The sequence below is a fragment of the Streptomyces sp. MMCC 100 genome, from assembly GCF_041538145.2.
In the GTDB taxonomy this organism is placed as follows: domain Bacteria; phylum Actinomycetota; class Actinomycetes; order Streptomycetales; family Streptomycetaceae; genus Streptomyces.
In genome coordinates this window covers 7,926,142-7,942,617 of the sequence record NZ_JBGORK020000001.1, presented here as the reverse complement: position 1 = coordinate 7,942,617, position 16,476 = coordinate 7,926,142, and the positions used below count along the sequence as shown (strand labels likewise).

At 73.6% G+C, this 16,476-nt stretch carries 17 protein-coding genes; 7 read left to right on the top strand and 10 right to left on the bottom strand.

The genetic code is table 11. From position 1 onward, the window contains the following. Window positions 1–4: 4 nt before the first annotated feature. The 3 genes from ABS735_RS36870 to ABS735_RS36860 form a co-directional block, all read right to left on the bottom strand. Entirely contained in the window at window positions 5–490 is a 486-nt protein-coding gene (locus ABS735_RS36870) for a nucleoside deaminase (RefSeq protein WP_373905142.1), read from the bottom strand. A 68-nt stretch (window positions 491–558) separates the two neighbouring features. Further along, window positions 559–1,101, bottom strand: coding sequence for a tRNA adenosine deaminase-associated protein (locus ABS735_RS36865; RefSeq protein WP_373904617.1), 543 nt, complete (start codon window positions 1,099–1,101; stop codon window positions 559–561). 466 nt (window positions 1,102–1,567) lie between these two features. Then, window positions 1,568–1,840: a hypothetical protein gene (locus ABS735_RS36860; protein WP_373904616.1), complete on the bottom strand. Its 273-nt coding sequence runs from the start codon at window positions 1,838–1,840 to the stop codon at window positions 1,568–1,570. A 138-nt stretch (window positions 1,841–1,978) separates the two neighbouring features. On the opposite strand from ABS735_RS36860, the gene upp reads away from it, so the two are divergent. Beyond that, window positions 1,979–2,614: a uracil phosphoribosyltransferase gene (gene upp, locus ABS735_RS36855; protein ID WP_030405186.1), complete on the top strand. Its 636-nt coding sequence runs from the start codon at window positions 1,979–1,981 to the stop codon at window positions 2,612–2,614. A 16-nt stretch (window positions 2,615–2,630) separates the two neighbouring features. On the opposite strand, the gene ABS735_RS36850 is transcribed toward upp, so the two are convergent. The 5 genes from ABS735_RS36850 to ABS735_RS36830 all read right to left on the bottom strand — a co-directional run bounded on the left by ABS735_RS36850 (window position 2,631) and on the right by ABS735_RS36830 (window position 6,534). Further along, window positions 2,631–3,245 (bottom strand): LytR C-terminal domain-containing protein, encoded by a 615-nt coding sequence (locus tag ABS735_RS36850; RefSeq protein WP_373905141.1) that lies wholly within the window; start codon window positions 3,243–3,245, stop codon window positions 2,631–2,633. A 149-nt stretch (window positions 3,246–3,394) separates the two neighbouring features. Further along, a complete protein-coding gene (locus ABS735_RS36845; RefSeq protein ID WP_003955420.1) occupies window positions 3,395–3,691 on the bottom strand; it encodes a type II toxin-antitoxin system VapB family antitoxin in 297 nt (98 codons plus the stop codon). 192 nt (window positions 3,692–3,883) lie between these two features. Then, window positions 3,884–4,567, bottom strand: a complete 684-nt coding sequence (locus ABS735_RS36840) for an HdeD family acid-resistance protein (RefSeq protein WP_373904615.1) — start codon at window positions 4,565–4,567, stop codon at window positions 3,884–3,886. A 622-nt stretch (window positions 4,568–5,189) separates the two neighbouring features. Further along, window positions 5,190–5,783, bottom strand: coding sequence for an HhH-GPD-type base excision DNA repair protein (locus ABS735_RS36835; RefSeq protein WP_373904614.1), 594 nt, complete (start codon window positions 5,781–5,783; stop codon window positions 5,190–5,192). Between the two features lie 25 nt (window positions 5,784–5,808). Continuing rightward, complete coding sequence (locus tag ABS735_RS36830; protein ID WP_373904613.1) at window positions 5,809–6,534, bottom strand: siderophore-interacting protein; 726 nt, start codon at window positions 6,532–6,534, stop codon at window positions 5,809–5,811. Window positions 6,535–6,616: 82 nt separating this feature from the next. On the opposite strand from ABS735_RS36830, the gene ABS735_RS36825 reads away from it, so the two are divergent. The 6 genes from ABS735_RS36825 (at window position 6,617) to ABS735_RS36800 (ending at window position 13,995) form a co-directional block, all read left to right on the top strand. Then, window positions 6,617–8,905, top strand: a complete 2,289-nt coding sequence (locus ABS735_RS36825) for a penicillin acylase family protein (RefSeq protein WP_373904612.1) — start codon at window positions 6,617–6,619, stop codon at window positions 8,903–8,905. Continuing rightward, window positions 8,898–9,566: a GNAT family N-acetyltransferase gene (locus tag ABS735_RS36820; RefSeq protein WP_373904611.1), complete on the top strand. Its 669-nt coding sequence runs from the start codon at window positions 8,898–8,900 to the stop codon at window positions 9,564–9,566. The genes ABS735_RS36825 and ABS735_RS36820 overlap by 8 nt, the downstream gene beginning before the upstream one ends. Further along, window positions 9,563–10,054, top strand: coding sequence for a cupin domain-containing protein (locus ABS735_RS36815; protein ID WP_373904610.1), 492 nt, complete (start codon window positions 9,563–9,565; stop codon window positions 10,052–10,054). Before ABS735_RS36820 ends, ABS735_RS36815 begins: the two co-directional genes overlap by 4 nt. Further along, window positions 10,051–10,827, top strand: a complete 777-nt coding sequence (locus tag ABS735_RS36810; protein ID WP_373904609.1) for an SDR family NAD(P)-dependent oxidoreductase — start codon at window positions 10,051–10,053, stop codon at window positions 10,825–10,827. The genes ABS735_RS36815 and ABS735_RS36810 overlap by 4 nt, the downstream gene beginning before the upstream one ends. Window positions 10,828–11,094: 267 nt before the next feature. Further along, window positions 11,095–13,014, top strand: coding sequence for a copper resistance CopC/CopD family protein (locus ABS735_RS36805; RefSeq protein WP_373904608.1), 1,920 nt, complete (start codon window positions 11,095–11,097; stop codon window positions 13,012–13,014). Window positions 13,015–13,164: 150 nt separating this feature from the next. Beyond that, complete coding sequence (locus ABS735_RS36800) at window positions 13,165–13,995, top strand: hypothetical protein (protein ID WP_373904607.1); 831 nt, start codon at window positions 13,165–13,167, stop codon at window positions 13,993–13,995. On the opposite strand, the gene ABS735_RS36795 is transcribed toward ABS735_RS36800, so the two are convergent. Together ABS735_RS36795 and ABS735_RS36790 are read right to left on the bottom strand one after the other, a co-directional pair. Beyond that, entirely contained in the window at window positions 13,986–15,119 is a 1,134-nt protein-coding gene (locus ABS735_RS36795) for a glutathione-independent formaldehyde dehydrogenase (protein WP_373904606.1), read from the bottom strand. The genes ABS735_RS36800 and ABS735_RS36795 overlap by 10 nt on opposite strands. A gap of 108 nt (window positions 15,120–15,227) precedes the next feature. Further along, entirely contained in the window at window positions 15,228–16,061 is an 834-nt protein-coding gene (locus tag ABS735_RS36790) for an MIP/aquaporin family protein (protein WP_373905139.1), read from the bottom strand. Between the last annotated feature and the right edge of the window lie 415 nt (window positions 16,062–16,476).

The window sequence follows — 16,476 nt, the reverse complement described above, 5'->3', positions numbered from 1 at the left end:
GGGCTCAGCGGTCGCGGAAGAAGTCCGTGAGCAGCCGGGCACAGTCGTCCGCGAGCACGCCCTCGATCACCTCGGGACGGTGGTTGAGCCGCCGGTCGCGCACCAGGTCCCACAGGGATCCGGCCGCGCCCGCCTTGTCGTCGCGGGCGCCGTAGACCACGCGGTCCACGCGGGACTGCACGAGCGCGCCCGCGCACATCGTGCACGGCTCCAGGGTGACGACGAGCGTGCAGCCGGCCAGCCGCCACTCGCCCACCCGTCTCCCGCCACCACCCTTGCCGGAGGCGCTTCGCGCCGCTGAATCCCTCAGAACCGCGGCGGCCCGCCGGACGGCGAGGACCTCGGCGTGGGCCGTCGGATCCCCGGTGGCCTCGCGTTCGTTGTGCCCCGTGGACAGCACGGTGCGGCCGTCCGGCGCCAGTACGACGGCGCCGACCGGCACGTCCCCGCCCTCTGCGGCCCGCCCGGCCTCGGCCAGCGCGAGCCGCATCGCGGCCCGCCACCGGTCGCGCACCGGATCGGGCGGTGTCCCCTCGGGGTCCTCCTCGGCCGGCGCGGTCAGCGGACGGTCTCCAGTACGTCGGAGGCGCCCAGGGCCTCGGCGATCTCGCCGACCGCGTCCCCGGACATCGAGCGCAGCTCCTTCTCGCTCACGCCGAGGTCGTCGAGGACCTCGGCGTCGCCGACCGGCCCGTGCGGCACGGCCTCGCCCGAGCCGGCGGCCGCGTCACCCCCGCCGCCGCCGTCCTCGTCGTCGGACTCGCCGTCCTCCGTGCCGTCGAGGTCGAGGGCGTCGAGGTCGTCGCCGTCGTCATCGGGTTCCCGGCCGAGCAACTCGTCGGTGAGCAGGATCTCGCCGTAGCTGCTGCGGGCGGCCGCGGCGGCGTCCGAGACGTAGATACGGGGGTCCTCCTCACCGTCCACCCGGACGACCCCGAACCACGCGTCCTCCTGCTCGATCAGCACGAGCACCGTGTCCTCGTCGGGAGACGCCTCCCGGGCCAGGTCGGCGAGATCCGACAGGGTTTCCACATCGTCGAGCTCTGTGTCGCTCGCTTCCCACCCGTCTTCGGTGCGCGCGAGCAGTGCGGCGAAGTACACCGTGACTCTCCCACTGGTCCTAGGGGTGCCGGTTGGGGATCCCCCCGGCGGAGGCTACGGGCGGGGGAGCGGTGCTCCGAGCCCCACCCACTCGGAATCGTGGCAGAAACAAGGCACTCAGGGGACGTCTTCGGCGCCCTGTGTCCGGCTGTTTTGACCGGCGTCCCGGAAGGTGCGTACCCGGGCAGCCACCCAGCAGCGCTCTCGTCGCCGCCACGTGCGGATCGTACGCGGATTCTCGCGGTCCCCGCGTGCGTCCGTCACCACCAACGTCGGCGCGGCGCGCGATCTTCCCCGGCCGGCTCAGGAAGTTCTCCGCGGAGCGGGAGCGGGTGCCGGGGAGGTCGGGGGGAGCAGGAGCCGGGAAGCCGGAGAGACGGAAGGGTGGGAAGCCGGGAAAGTCCGGAGGCCGAGCGGCCGAGCGGCCGAGCGGCCGAGCGGTCAAGCGGCCGGGGCCCGGGAAGGGCTACCAGCGGAAGGTGCGCATGCGCATCGCGTGCCGCAGCCGGGCGGTCTTGGCGCGGCGCGGCTGCACGCGGTCCCGCAGCTGGCGGGCCTCCGCCAGATCGCGCAGGAACTGGGCCCGGCGCCGCCGTCGTTCGGCCTCACGATCCGGCTCGGGATCCCGCGGCGCAGCGCCGTCCGGCTGCCGCTCCGGCACCGCACTCGGCTTCGCCCCGCGACCCGTCCCCCGGTCCGCGCCGGGAGACGGCGTGTTGTGGAAGTCCCGGTCAGGCACAGTCTCACCACCCAGCGTCCGTCCCTCCCACCTTCCCCCGGTCGGGCGGTTTGACGCCCGCGAACGAGTGGAGCCGCAGCCGGAGCCTTGCCCGCCGCGGGGACGCCGCCCCCACGGGGCCCGGTTACTGTGGTGGGCATGCGTCTCCACGTCGTCGACCACCCCCTGGTCGCCCACAAGCTCACCACGCTGCGCGACCAGCGCACCGATTCCGCGACCTTCCGCCGCCTCGCCGACGAGCTGGTCACCCTGCTCGCCTACGAGGCCACGCGCGACGTGCGCACCGAACAGGTCGACATCCACACGCCGGTCTCGAAGACCACCGGCGTCAAGCTCTCCCACCCGCGCCCGCTGGTGGTGCCGATCCTGCGGGCCGGACTCGGCATGCTCGACGGCATGGTCCGGCTGCTGCCGACCGCCGAGGTGGGCTTCCTCGGCATGGTGCGCAACGAGGAGACGCTCCAGGCGTCCACGTACGCCACGCGCATGCCGGACGACCTGTCCGGCCGCCAGGTGTACGTTCTGGACCCCATGCTGGCCACCGGTGGCACCCTGGTCGCGTCGATCCGGGAGCTGATCAAGCGCGGCGCCGACGACGTGACGGCGGTGGTGCTGCTCGCCGCGCCCGAGGGCGTCGAACTCATGGAGCGCGAGCTGGCCGGCACCCCGGTGACGGTCGTGACGGCCTCGGTCGACGAGCGTCTCAACGAGCAGGGCTACATCGTGCCGGGCCTCGGCGACGCGGGCGACCGCATGTACGGAGCGGCCGAGTAGTACCCCGGAGCGCTGCTCAGCAGCCCTTCTTCTCCGCGGCGGGCGTCGACCGCGGCGCGGTCAGCTTGGCCAGCGCCGTGTCGGCGTCCGCACGCTTCGCCAGCCCCTTGAAGCCGTTGCCGATGATCAGGTCGACGGCGGCGCCCTTGCGGGCCGCGTCGGCGCGGTGCTCGGCGCCGGGGAGCTGCGTGCCGAGCACGGTGAGCGAACTCTTGAGGGAGGCGGACGGTCCGAGCAGAAGACCCGTGCCGTCGACCTTCTTGTCGTACTCCTTGGGCGCGTTGCTCACGTCGCCCACGCGGAAGCCGCGCTTCTTCAGCTCTTCGGCGGTCTTCTGGGCCAGTCCGCCGCGGGTCGTCGCGTTGAGCACGTTGACGGTGACCTGACCGGGCTTCGGCAGCACCACGGCGGCGGGCGAGGCGCTCGCCTTCGCAGTGGGGGCACAGCCCGCGGCACCGGCCGCCGAGGCCTTGTCGCCGCCGGTGAAGACGTCGATGAGCTGCAGCGTGCCCCAGCCGAGCACCCCGAGAACGGTGACGCAGGCGACGGCGGCGAACGCGACACGGCCGCGTCGCCGGGCCGGGCGCATCCGCGGGTACTTGTCCCCCGTGATCTTGTACTGGCCACCCATGCCGGGAGGAGTCAGCATGCTCATGGGCGCAGCGTAATGCGCTGGAGCGGCGATGCCTATTAGATGATCAGTCGACGTTCCGAGGTTCGGTGGCAATGCAACCCGAAAGGGTCAAGCGCGAGCCTCACCGGCAGGCCGCCGGGACCCGGTCAGCCGAGTTCGAGAACGCGGGCGTGCAGCACCTGGCGTTGCTGCAGCGCGGCCCGCACCGCCCGGTGCAGTCCGTCCTCCAGGTAGAGATCGCCCTGCCACTTCACGACGTGCGCGAAGAGATCGCCGTAGAAGGTGGAGTCCTCGGCCAGAAGCGTTTCCAGGTCGAGCTGGCCCTTGGTCGTCACGAGCTGATCGAGGCGGACCGGGCGCGGAGCGACGTCCGCCCACTGCCGGGTGCTTTCCCGGCCGTGGTCGGGGTACGGCCGGCCGTTTCCGATGCGCTTGAAGATCACACGGAAAGCCTACCGGCCCGGGCGTTGCGGGCGCAGCCATGGCGCCGGAGTGCGACGCCGGAAAAGACGCCGTAAACGGGACCAATCACCGACGGCCCCGCGAGATCGGTCTCACCTCACTCGTGTCCCGCCCGGCGTACGCCGTCCATCGCACCGGGGGCGAGACCCGCTCGCCCGGCGCACGGACGCCCTTCACAGCCTGCGGGGGACCTGTCCCGCCCGCCCGCGCAGCCGCACGGACGTGACGATCTCGACGACGCCGACGACGACCAGCCACCAGCCGCCGACCAGCATGAGAACGGTGGCCGACTCGACCGGCGAGTCGATCAGGACGATGCCGGCCACGACGGTGACGACGCCGAGGAAGATGTGCCAGCCGCGCGCGGGCATCGCCGGGTCGTGCACGGCGGCCACGATCTGCGTGACGCCGCGGAACAACCAGCCGATGCCGATCCACAGGGCGAGCAGCAGCACCGACTGCAGCGGGCCGCGGAAGCAGAACAGACCCAGCAGGATCGACACGGCGCCGCTGATGAAGGCCAGCACCCGCAGCGAGGTCCTCCGGTGCGTGCCGAAGGCGGCGGCCAGTTGCAGAACGCCGCTGATGACGAGGTAGAGGCCGAAGAGCACGCCGGCCGCGAGCAGCGAGGCGCCGGGCCAGACCAGGACCAGCAGGCCCAGGACGAGCGAGGCGACACCGGTGAACAGCACGGTCTGCCAGGCGGCACGGGACAGCTGGTGCAGGGGCCCCTCGAAGGGCGGCTCGGGCTCGTGCTCCTGCCGTCCGGCGCCCGGGGCGTGGGTCCCGTGCCGGGTGTGCACCCCGCGGTCGTCGTACGGCGTCCCGCCGGGGGAGCCGCTCGGTGGTTCGGTCATGCCCCATGCTGGGAGTGCCTCGGGCGTCCCCGCCACTGGAGAGGTCCACGGGGCTGACGTACGCACTCGGCGCGGGGTGGGTCGCGCGGCCCGGCGTAACGGGGTGCCTCCCCCACTCTCGGCTTAGCTCGAGCGGGAGGTGCCCCCACCGCCCACCCGTGCCGCCCAGCGGCACGACTGCCCGCAGCGACGGCGGCCAGGCGGCTGCCCGCAGCTACGGCGGGGAGCCGCGTACGGCGGGACGGGGCAGCGACGGTGGGCGGCGGGGAGCCGCGTACGGCGAGAAGGGGCAGCGACGGTGGGCGGCGGGGAGCCGCGTACGGCGAGAAGGGGACGTGTCGGGGGGTGTCCGCCCGCAGCGGTTGGCGCGTCAACGCGGCCCGCTTCTGTGGCCGACCGATTCCGCGCCGTTCCGAGGACGGACACCCCCCGACGCGGCCCCGCCCCCAGACAACGCACCGCGCTACGCGCACCCCCACCGAACCCGCACAGGCGCCGCAGGCCCCCCGCACCCCCACCACCGCCAGAGGCACCCGCACAGGCCGCCGCAGGCACCGCACCCCCCACCGCCGGAGCAGAGGCGCCCCGCCCCACCGCCGGAGGCACCCGCACAGCCCGCCGCCTACTTGCCGGAGGCCTTCGCCGCCTTGGCCGCCGCCTTCATCTCCTGCTTGTGCGCCCGCACCTTGGTCAGGGACTCCGGCCCCCTGATGTCCGCGACGGACCGGAAGGAGTCCGGCTCCCCGTACGCGCCCGCGGCCTCGCGCCACCCCTCGGGACGGACGCCGAGCTGCTTGCCGAGCAGCGCGAGGAAGATCTGGGCCTTCTGCTTGCCGAAGCCAGGCAGTTCCTGGAGCCGCTTCAGCAGTTCCTTACCGGTGGACACGCCCCGCCAGACGCCCTCGGCGTCACCGTCGTACGTCTCGACGAGGTACCGGCACAGCTGCTGCACCCGCCCCGCCATCGAACCGGGGTAACGGTGCACGGCCGGCTTCTCGGAGAGCAGCGCGGCGAACGCCTCGGGGTCGTAGGCCGCGATGTCGTGCGCGTCCAGGTCCTCCGCCCCCATGCGCCGGGCAATGGTCGACGGGCCCTTGAACGCCCACTCCATCGGCACCTGCTGGTCGAGCAGCATGCCGACCAGCGCGGCGAGCGGACTGCGCCCGAGGAGTTCGTCGGCCTCGGGGTCCTGGGCGAGGTGAAGTGTGACGTCCATGGTCCTGATGATCGCGCGTACGGGCTCAGGTCGCGCGCCAGTACCCCAGCGCGTTCACCCGCTGCTTGGGCACCCCCAGCTCCTTGCGGACGTACGAGGCCAACGCCCGCGTCGTCGCCGTGTCGCAGGCGATCCAGACGAACGGCTCGGCGGCGGACCCCAGCAGCTCAGGCAGTTCCTCCTTCACCCGCGCCATCAGGTGCGCCCCCGCGTCCCGGCGCGGCACCGCGCGGACCTCGTGCCGCTCGGCGACGGTGCGGAAGGGCAGGCCGTCATCCGTGCCGCCCTCGAACCAGACGGTGGCCGGCACCGGCCCCAGCGCGTCGAGGAGGGAGTTGAGCGCGGGCAGGGACGCCGGGTCCGCGACCGCGAAGACACGGGAGGGAAGGGGCCGCGGCACCTCGAACCCGGTGCCCTGGACCGTCGCCTCGATCGTGTCCCCCGGCTTCGCCGCCCGCGCCCAGTCGCTCGCGCACCCCTCGTGCAGGGCGAACTCCATGGCGAAGGTGCCGGCCGCCGGATCCGGGTCGACCAGTGTGTACCCGCGCTGGTGCGGCCGGCCCGCGTTGTCGAACCACAGCCGCACCCACATCGTGGGGTGGACCCCGGTCGCCGTCAGCATGCCGCCGTCGCTCAGGCGCAGCCGCCGGTAGTGCGGGGTGACGTCCTCGACGTCCGTCACGGTGAACTCGAAGTCCTTCGCGCGCATCAGCTTGAGGACCGCGCCCTCCCAGCCCCGCCCCTGCCCCATGATTCCTTCACCCTTCACGTACTATTCGGCCACGACCAAAAACTTAGGTGAGCCTAACCTAAAGGAAAGTAGGGGCACAGGGGTGAGCGCCGAGACATACCGCGACGCCTGGGGGATCCCGCACCTGCGCGCGGACTCCGCGGCCGAACTCGCCCACGCCCAGGGCCGGGTGACCGCCCGTGACCGCGCCTGGCAGCTGGAGGTCGAGCGGCACCGCGCACAGGGCACCTCCGCGTCCTTCCTCGGACCCGAGGCCCTGTCCTGGGACCGCCTCGCCCGCCGCGCCCGGCTCGCGGACACCGCACGCCGCTGCTTCGCGGCCCTGGAGCAGAAGGACCCGGAGACGGCCGCCTGGGTGCGGGCGTACGTCGACGGCGTGAACGAGGGGCTGGCCGAAGCGCCGAGAAACGAGGGGCCGGCCGAAGCGCCGAGAAACGAGGGGCCGGCCGAAGCGGCGAAAAGCGAGGGGCTGGCCGAAGCGCCGAGAAGCGAGGGGCCGGCCGAAGCGGCGAAAAGCGAGGGGCTGGCCGAAGCGCCGAGAAGCGAGGGGCTGGCCGAAGCGCCGAGGGACGCCGAACCCGCCCCCGAGTTCGCCCGCACCGGCCTCGTCCCCGGCCGCTGGGAGCCGTGGACCCCGCTCGGCGTCTGGCTCGCCACGCACATCCTCTTCGCCGGCTTCCCCGCCAAGCTCTGGCGCGAGCACATCACCGCGCACCTCGGCCCGGAAGCCGTCGCCCTGTTCGCCGCCGACGGCCCCGGCACCGCGGGCAGCAACGGCTGGCTGGTGAGCGGCGAGCGGACCACCACCGGGCACGCGGTCATCGCGGGTGACCCGCACCGCTTCATCGAGGATCCCGGCGTCTACCAGCAGATCCACCTGTCCTGCCCGGAGTTCGACGTCGTCGGCCTCGCCGTGCCCGGAGTCCCCGGTGTCGCCCACTTCGGCCACGCCGGCACGGTCGCCTGGGCCATCACCAACGCCATGGCCGACTACCAGGACCTGTACCGCGAGCGTCTGCGCCGCACCGGCGCAGGCGTCGAGGCGCTGGGCCCGGACGGCACCTGGCACCGCGCCACCCGGCACACGGAGACGATCCGCGTCGCGGGGGAGCCGGGCGAGCAGGAGACCGTGGAGGTCGAGGTCATCGAGACCGACCGGGGCCCGGTGATCGCCGGCGGCCCCGAGGGCCTGGACGACGGCACCCCCGCCGCCCTCAGTCTGCGCTACCCGCCTCGCGTCACCGCCGACCTCGGCTTCGGCGCCCTGCTGCCGCTGCTGCGGGCCCGCACGGTCGCCGACGTGGACCGCGCCCTGGACGCGTGGGCCGAGCCGGTCAACGTGGTGCAGGCCGCCGACACGGAGGGCGGTCTGCTGCACCGGGTCGCGGGCCGCGTACCGGTACGGCCGGAGGCGAACCGCCTGCGCCCCGTACCGGCCTGGGAACCCGGCCACGAGTGGACCGGCTGGCACACCCCGCCCCGCGCCGGACTCACCGACGGCGTCGCCGTGATGGCCAACCAGCGCGGCCCGTCCACCCCCCTCGGCGTCGAGTTCGCCCCACCGCACCGCGCCGACCGCATCGCCGCCCTGCTCGCGGGCAGGGAGCGCTGGTCGGCGTCGGACATGCCCGCGATCCACACGGACACCCACCTGGCTTCGGCCGGCCCACTCCTGGACCACCTCGCCGCCCTGACCACCCCGGCGGCCCCAGCCGCCCGGGCCGTCCTCACCCCCGAGGCCACCACGCTCCGCGCCCGCCTCCTCGCCTGGGACCGCCGCATGGACGCCGACAGCACCGACGCGGCGGCGTACGCGGCCCTGCGCGGAGCGGTCGTACGAAGACTGGCGGCGCACCCGGCCCTCGCCCCGGCGTCCGTGCCGCCCGCGTACCCCGAGGTGCTCCTGCCGTGGCTCGCGCTCCTGCCGCGCGTCGGCCACGCCCTGGAACACCTGCTGCGCGCGGAGGACCTGTACGGCATCGACCGCGCCGAGACCGTCCGCGCCGCGCTGGAGGAGGTCGCCGCGTCCCCGCCGGCCGGCACCTGGGGCGACACCCACCGCCTGGCCCCCTGGCGGGCGCTGCCGGACACCACCGTCCTCACGGACGAGCCCGGCCTCTCCGGCCACCACGACTGCGTGCTGTGCACCTCCTCCGTGCCCGGCCTCACCGACCGCGCCGCACGCGGCCCGGCCGCCCGGTACGTCTGGGACCTGGCCGACCGCGCGAACAGCGGCTGGGTGGTACCGCACGGAGCGTCGGGCGTCCCGGGCTCACCCCACCACCGCGACCAGCAGCCCCTGTGGCTCGAGGGGGAACTCGCCCCGGTGGTCACCGACTTCGCCCGGCTCACGAAGGAAACCGATGACTGACCCGCACGTGACCCCGCACGTGACCCCGCACGCGACCGCGCACGCGACCGCGCACACGACTCCGTACGCCGACCGGGCCGCCGTCCACGAGCAGCACCTCGACGGCTTCGGCACCGTACGCATCCTCCCCCTGGACCCCGTCGCGGACGCCCCGGTGGTCCACGGCTGGGTGAGCGAGGAACGGGCCGCCTTCTGGGGCATGAACGGCCTGACGTGCCGACAGGTCACCGACATCTACGCGCACATGGACACCCTCGACACCCACCACGCCCACCTGGTCGCCATGGACGGCGAGCCGGTCGCCCTGTTCCAGACCTACGACCCCGCGGCCGACCGGGTGAGCGAGTGCTACGACGCCGAGCCGGGCGACATCGGCGTCCACCTGCTCCTCGCCCCCGCCGGAACCGGCGGCGCGCGCCCCGGCTGGACCGCCGCCCTGTCGGGCGCCCTCATGGCGTACGTGCTGCTGGGCCTGGACCGGACGCGGATCGTGGTCGACCCGGACGTGGCCAACGAGAAGGCGATCGCCCGCTTCCTCAGGCAGGGCTTCACCGTCGGCCCCGCGGTCATCCTGCCCGAGGTCGACCTGCCGGACGTGTACCTGCCCGAGAAGAAGGCGCAACTGGCTTTCCTGCGCCGGGAGGTAGCCTTCGCGGGGTGACTGACGCGCCGACCGCCGAGGACCTGATCGCGCACTACGCACTGGAGCCCATCCCCCGCGAGGGCGGCCTGTTCCGACGCACCTGGGCAGGTCCCGAGCGCCCGGACGGACGCCCCGCCGGGTCCGCCGTCGTCGCCCTGCTCACCGCCCGCCCGGGCGACTTCTCCGCCCTGCACCGCCTGCCCGCCGACGAGGTCTGGCACTTCTACCTGGGCGACCCGCTGGAACTGCTGCTCCTCGCCCCGGACGGCAGCGCGCGCACGGCCGTGCTGGGACCGGACGTCCTGGGCGCGCAGCACGTGCAGTTCACGGTCCCCGCCGGTACGTGGATGGGCGGCCGGGTGGCCGCGGGCGGCGCGTGGTCGTTCTTCGGCTGCACGATGGCGCCCGGTTTCACCTACGGGGACTACGAGCACGGCGACGCCACCGACCTCACGGCGCGCTACCCGGCCGAGGCCGCGCGGATCGTGGCACTGTGCCGCCCATGACCCCCTCCACACATCTCCTCGACGGCCAGGTCGCCCTGGTCACCGGCGCGGGCGGCGGCATCGGCCGGGGGATCGCGCTGCGCTTCGCCGAGGAGGGCGCGGCGGTGGCGGTGCACTGCCGTACGGCGGTGGAGGCGGCGCGGGACGTGGCGCAGCGCATCCGGGACCGCGGTCGACGTGCCACCGTCCTGCGCGCCGACCTCACCGACGAGGACGCCTGCCGGCGCCTGGCCGAGGAGGCCGCCGACTGGGGCGGCGGACGGCTCACCGCGCTGGTCAACAACGCGGGCGTGCAGCCACTGCGGGAACTGCCCGGCATGACGGCGGCGGAGTGGCGGGAGGTGGTGGACACCAACCTCACCGGCGTCTTCGCGTGCACGCAGGCCGCGGCCCGGATCATGCGGGCCCAGGACGGCGGCGGCACGGTCACGCACATCGCCTCCATCGAGGCGAGCGCCCCCGCTCCCGCCCACGCGCACTACAGCGCCTCCAAGGCGGCGGTCGTGATGCACGCCCGGTCGGCGGCCCTGGAGTACGGCCCTTGGGGGGTCAGGGTCAACTCCGTCTCGCCCGGCCTCGTCGACCGCGAGGGCCTGGCCGAGACCTGGCCGGAGGGCGTACGGCGGTGGCGGCGGGCGGCGCCGACGGGACGGCTCGGGCGCCCGGAGGACGTGGGCGACGCGTGCGTGTTCCTCGCCTCGCGGCTGGCGTCCTGGGTGACGGGCCACGACCTCGTGGTGGACGGCGGGGTGACGGCACGCCCGTCGTGGTGAGGAGCCCCCTGGTCCACGGGTGAGCGGGGCGGCCTCCGCGTCCGTACGTATCGGCGAGGCAGTGGGTCCCGACGACGGAGATGCGACGTGAGGTGTGGCGGCGGTGCGTGCGCTGGAGGCCGGGGGCGAGGGAGCGGGGGCGGACGGAACCGCGAGCGACGACGGAACCGGAACCGGAACCCGGACCGGCGGCGGGACCGGAACCGGAACCCGGACCGGCGGCGGGACCGGAACCGGCGGAGGGACCCCCGGGGAGTTCAGCGGCTGGTGCTGCTGGGCGCCGTGCTGGTCCTGCTCCTCCTCGGCGGCACGGGACCGGCGTCCGCCCACGCCGCCCTCGGCTCCACCGACCCCGGGGACGGAACCGTCCTCCGGCGGGCCCCCGCGCACGTCACCCTGACCTTCAGCGAGTCCGTCGGCCTGCGCGACGACTCCTTCCGCGTCCTGGACCCGGGCGGCCACCGGGTGCACACGGGGGAGGCCGGACGCGCGGACGGGCGTTCCGACACGGCCCGGGTCGCGCTGCCGGGCGAGCTGGGGGAGGGGACGTACACCGTGGCCTGGCGGGTGGTGTCCGCCGACAGCCACCCCGTCTCGGGCGCCTTCACCTTCTCGGTCGGCAAGCCGTCCCAGGCGGCCGCGCCCGTGGACACCGGCCCCACCGAGGATCCGCTGACCGCGACCCTCCACAAGATCGCCCGCTACCTCTCCTACCTCGCCGCGGCCCTGCTCATCGGCACCGCCGCCTTCGTCGCCCTGTGCCGCCCGCCGGATCCGGCCCCGCTGCGCCGGCCGCTGGTGGCCGCCTGGTGGACCCTGCTGGCGGCCACCGTCGCACTGCTGGTGCTGCGCGCCCCGTACGAGGCGGGTACGGGCCCGTCGGCGGCCCTCGACCCGGCCGCGCTGGGCGACACCCTCACGACCCGCCCCGGTGTCCTGCTCCTGGCCAGGCTGGGGCTGCTGATGCCGGTCGCGCTGTACCTCGCCCGCACGGCCCACGCGGTCCCCACAGTCGGCACGTCCCGCGCGGTCCCCACGGCCCGCGCGGACCGGCGCGAGGGGCGCGCGGGGCGCATCCCGCTCGCCGCCGCGGTGGGCGCCGTTCTGGCCGTCGGCCTCGCCCTGACCTGGGCCGCCGCCGAGCACGCCTCGGCCGGCATACAGGTGCCGGTCGCGATGACGTCCTCCGTGCTGCACCTGCTGGCCACCGCGGTCTGGCTCGGCGGTCTCGTGGCCCTGCTCACCACCCTGCGCGCCTCGCGTCCCGCCCCGGACGCGGACACGGTCGCCCGCTTCTCCCGGACCGCCTTCGCCGCCGTGACCGTCCTGGTCGTCACCGGCGTCTACCAGTCCTGGCGCGGCCTCGGCTCCTGGCAGGCGCTCACCGGTTCGACGTACGGCAGGCTGCTGCTCGCGAAGGTGGTCCTGGTGGCCGTCCTGCTGGCCGCGGCGGCGGTGTCCCGGAGGTGGACGGCGGCGCTGGTCACGGCGCCGGCCGCCGTACGCGAGCCCGACCGCGTGCACGAGCGGGTCCCGCAACCGGCGGGCGGCCCACCACCGGAGGCACCGCGGCCATCGCACCCACGGGGCGCCGACACGGGCCCGGGCGCCGGCACCGATCCGGGTACCGGCACCGATCCGGGTACCGGCACCGATCCGGGTACCGGCACCCGCACCGGGGACACCGGGGCCGAGTCCGCCCTCCGACGCGGCCTGCGCCGTTCCGTCCTCGTCGAGGCCGTCGTCGCCGCCGCCGTGCTGGGGGTCACCACCGTGCTCACCGCCACCCCGCCCGGCCGCTCCGCGGAGGAGGCGGCGCGGGCGGCCGTACCGGCGGGCGGGGTACTGCCCGCGTCCGTCACCACGATCCCGTTCGAGATCGGCGCCTCGGGCCGGGGCACGGTCCAGATCACCCTGGACCCGGGCCGTACCGGCGACAACGCGGTGCAGGCCGTCGTCTTCGGCCCCGACGGCAGCCTGGCCGCCGTACCCGAGCTCCGCCTCGCCTTCACCCTCCCCGACCGGCACGTCGGCCCCATCGAGGCGGACCTGGTCGACCGGGGAGGGTACTGGAGCGCCAACACCGTCACCCTCCCTCTCCCGGGCACCTGGACGATGAAGGCGACGGTCCGGGTGTCGGAGATCGACCAGGTGAGCGAGACCCGGCGGATACGGGTGGAGCGGTAGACGCCTGTGCCGGCGTCCGCGGTGCGCGGCGCTTCGGACGGGGCCGGGTTTGCCGGGATACGGAAGCCCCGGCCCCTGTCCGACTGCCGTCCCGCCTCGTTGCGTTCCGGGTTCCGCTTGACGGAAGCTGCCGCAGGAGGGGGGACGGCGATGAGGTCGAGGGCGACGACACCACAGGGGACGACGACACCACGGGCGACGACGGCAGCACGGGCGTGGGCCACGGCGCGGCGCGCGGACGGGCCGCAGGGCAAGGGACGTGCGGGCGGGCGGCCGCCGGGCCGGGCGCGGCTCACGGGCGTACTGCTGATCCTGCTGTCCCTGGCCTCGGCGGCGGCCTGCTGCCTCGTGTTCGCCTGGTGGCTCCCGTCCGACGGCGAGCGCTACCAGGACTACCGCGCGGCCGACTCGTGCTCCTCCGGCGCGTTGAGCCGGGGGGACACGGACTGCCTGAGCACCTGGCACCTCACCGTGGAGAAGACGGTGAACAAGACCGCCGGTAAGGAATCCGTTCACGACGCGACCCTGACGTACCAGGACTCCTGGCGGGGGACCGTGCACCTCAACGGCTCGGGGCCCCTCCTGGAGCGGCTCGAGCCCGGTGACCGGGTCACGGCCACCGCCTGGCGCGGCGAGATCATGGTGCTCGGCCAGGGCGGGGTACGGCAGGACACCTTGGAGGCGCCCCGTGACGAGCTCCAGATGAACGCCGCCGTCGGCGTGCTCGCCGGGCTCCTCGCGGCCCAGTGCCTCGTGTTCGGCGCGGTACGCCTGGTCAGGCCCTTGGACCACGAGCCCCTGACCTGGGAACCGTACGGCAGGTGGTTGCTCTTCACCGTGATCGGCGTGAGCTTCGGGGTGGGCCTGCCGGCGGTGTGGACCGGCGTCCCGTGGTGGACGGTGCCCCTTGTCGCCGTACCCCTGGCGATGTGCGCGGCGCTGTGGTTCCGCTTCCGCCTCCGCCTCCGCCGCTACGGGTGAAGGACCACCTTCGTGTAGCCCTCGATCCGCTTGTCGAACTTGTCGTAGCCGGACGGTGCCTGGTCCAGCGGCAGCTCGTGGGAGACGACGAAGCTGGGCGTGGCCCGGCCCTCGATGATCATGTCCCGCAGGTAGCGGTTGTAGCGCTTGACGTTGCACTGCCCCGTCCCCATCCGCAGCCCCTTCTCGAAGAGCTTGCCGATCGCGACGAGGAGCATGCCCTGCTTGGCCTGCTCGTCCGGACCACCCGGGTCGGCCGGGACGTAGAGCCCGGGAACGCCCAGCGCCCCGGTGGGCCTGACCGTGTTGACCAGCGAGTTCAGCACGGTCGCCGGTTCCTCCTCGCCGGTTTTGCCCGCCGTCGCCTGGTAGCCGACCGCGTCCACGCCCTTGTCGGTGCCGGCGCCCCCGGTCTGCTCCTTGATCTGCTCGACCGGGTCGCCCGCGGAGAAGTCGACGGGCACCGCGCCGATCTCCTCGGCCTTCCGCAGCCGCTCCGGGACGCGGTCGACGACGAACACCTTCTTGGCGCCGCGCAGCAGTGCCGAGTAGGCGGCCATGAGCCCGACGGGCCCGGCCCCGTACACCGCGACGCTCTCGCCGGGACGCACACCGGCGAGTTCGCAACCGTGGTAGCCGGTGGGGAAGATGTCGGCGAGCAGGATGAAGTCGGTCTCGTGCGCGTCGCCCTCGGGCAGCTTCAGGCAGTTGAAGTCGGCGTACGGGACGCGCAGGTACTCGGCCTGGCCACCCTGCCAGGGGCCCATCGACACATAGCCGTACGCGCCGCCCGCGAAGCCGGGGTTCACGGTGGTGCAGTAACCCGTGTACCCCTCGGCGCAGTTGGTGCAGAAGCCGCAGGCGACGTTGAAGGGCATGACCACGCGGTCGCCCTCCTTCAGCCCGGTGACGCCCTGCCCGACGCGGTCGACGATCCCCATGTTCTCGTGACCGAAGACGATGCCGGGCTCCGCGGCGGTACGGCCCTCGTACATGTGCAGGTCCGACCCGCAGATCGCGGTCGACGTGACACGCACGATCACGTCGTTCGGATGCTGGATGTCCGGCTTCTCCACGTCTTCGACCGCGACAGAGAACGGTCCCTTGTAGACGACGGCTTTCATGGTCGCGACCTCCTCCGCCCTTGGCTTCCCCCGTGACCCATCTCTCATGGTTCTCCGGACGATGGGACGGGGCAACTCCGCGAGGACGCCGCCGACCGCTGACGCTCCCTAGGGCTCCTCGGTGGCGGGCCCCTCCTCGCGCTCGGTCAGCCTGGCCTTGAGCACCGGGCTGACGAGCAGGTCGTACACGAGCACCCCGACGACCCCGCCGATGAGCGGGCCGACGATGGGGATCCACCAGTAGCCGCTGAACCACTGGAAGGTGCCGGGCAGGGCGATGTCGCCCCAGCCTTCGAAGAAGGTGAACAGACGGGGGCCGAAGTCGCGGGCCGGGTTGATCGCGTACCCCGCGTTGGTGCCGAAGGCGAGGCCGATCGCGACGACGACGAGCCCGATGATGAACGGGTGGAGATTCGACATCGGAGCCGTGTTGCGGGTGTCGATCAGCGCGCAGATCAGCAACAGCAGGATCCCGGTGCCCACGATCTGGTCGAGCAGAGGACCCCACCAGGAGTCTCCGAAGTACTCGGCGGGGAACGTGGCGAAGATCGAGTACGTGTTCAGCGACGTCTCGCGCGTCTCACCCGCCTTGGCGATGGCCGCGTCGATCGCCCACCGATAGCAGGCGTACACGAGCGCGGCGGCGACGAAGGCTCCCACGACCTGCGCGAGCCAGTAGGGCAGGACCTTCCGCCACGGGAAGTCCCGCCGCACCGCGAACCCGAGGGTCACCGCGGGGTTCAGGTGCGCCCCGCTGATGCCGCCGGCCACGTAGACGCCGAACACGACGGCGAGGCCCCATCCCCACGCGATGATGAGCCAGTTGGCGGGCCCGAAGTCCGCGGTCTGCCGGCCCGAGCCCGGCAGCCCGGCGACCGCCACGGCCACCGAACCGACGCCGAAGAGAATCAGGACGAACGTCCCCAGGAACTCGGCGCACATCTCACCGCCGAGGCCCTTTCGATAACCGCGTCGATGAACCACCCGTTCGGCCACCGGTTCTCCTTCGCTGGAACGGAACAGACCAATCCGCTCCATACCCGTAAAAGTGGCCGCTCGGATGATCAATCGGGTGATTACACCGGTTTGGCGCGTGGGACTACCCCTCCACGGAGCAACAGGAGAGACGGAGGCGGCAGCCGGGTGGACACGTCGAAGGGCCCCACCGCGAACGGTGGGGCCCTTCGACATCGTGCCCGGTGAGGCACTGGCGGAGGATACGAGATTCGAACTCGTGAGGGGTTGCCCCCAACACGCTTTCCAAATGTTCGTACGGGGGTTCGGGGATGTGTGGGGGTGTTCTGACCTGCAGCGGAGGGGTGAGCTGGACAGATGGTGGACGGCGCCGGACGGGAGT

Coding starts and splice junctions, on each gene's coding strand:
- ABS735_RS36820 (WP_373904611.1), top strand. CDS start 8,898: ATGACTGACCCGCACGTGACCCCGCACGTGACCCCGCACGCGACCGCG.
- ABS735_RS36790 (WP_373905139.1), bottom strand. CDS start 16,061: ATGTGCGCCGAGTTCCTGGGGACGTTCGTCCTGATTCTCTTCGGCGTC.
- ABS735_RS36800 (WP_373904607.1), top strand. CDS start 13,165: ATGAGGTCGAGGGCGACGACACCACAGGGGACGACGACACCACGGGCG.
- ABS735_RS36830 (WP_373904613.1), bottom strand. CDS start 6,534: ATGGGGCAGGGGCGGGGCTGGGAGGGCGCGGTCCTCAAGCTGATGCGC.
- ABS735_RS36850 (WP_373905141.1), bottom strand. CDS start 3,245: ATGGGTGGCCAGTACAAGATCACGGGGGACAAGTACCCGCGGATGCGC.
- ABS735_RS36870 (WP_373905142.1), bottom strand. CDS start 490: ATGCGGCTCGCGCTGGCCGAGGCCGGGCGGGCCGCAGAGGGCGGGGAC.
- ABS735_RS36840 (WP_373904615.1), bottom strand. CDS start 4,567: ATGACCGAACCACCGAGCGGCTCCCCCGGCGGGACGCCGTACGACGAC.
- ABS735_RS36810 (WP_373904609.1), top strand. CDS start 10,051: ATGACCCCCTCCACACATCTCCTCGACGGCCAGGTCGCCCTGGTCACC.
- ABS735_RS36835 (WP_373904614.1), bottom strand. CDS start 5,783: ATGGACGTCACACTTCACCTCGCCCAGGACCCCGAGGCCGACGAACTC.
- ABS735_RS36795 (WP_373904606.1), bottom strand. CDS start 15,119: ATGAAAGCCGTCGTCTACAAGGGACCGTTCTCTGTCGCGGTCGAAGAC.
- upp (WP_030405186.1), top strand. CDS start 1,979: ATGCGTCTCCACGTCGTCGACCACCCCCTGGTCGCCCACAAGCTCACC.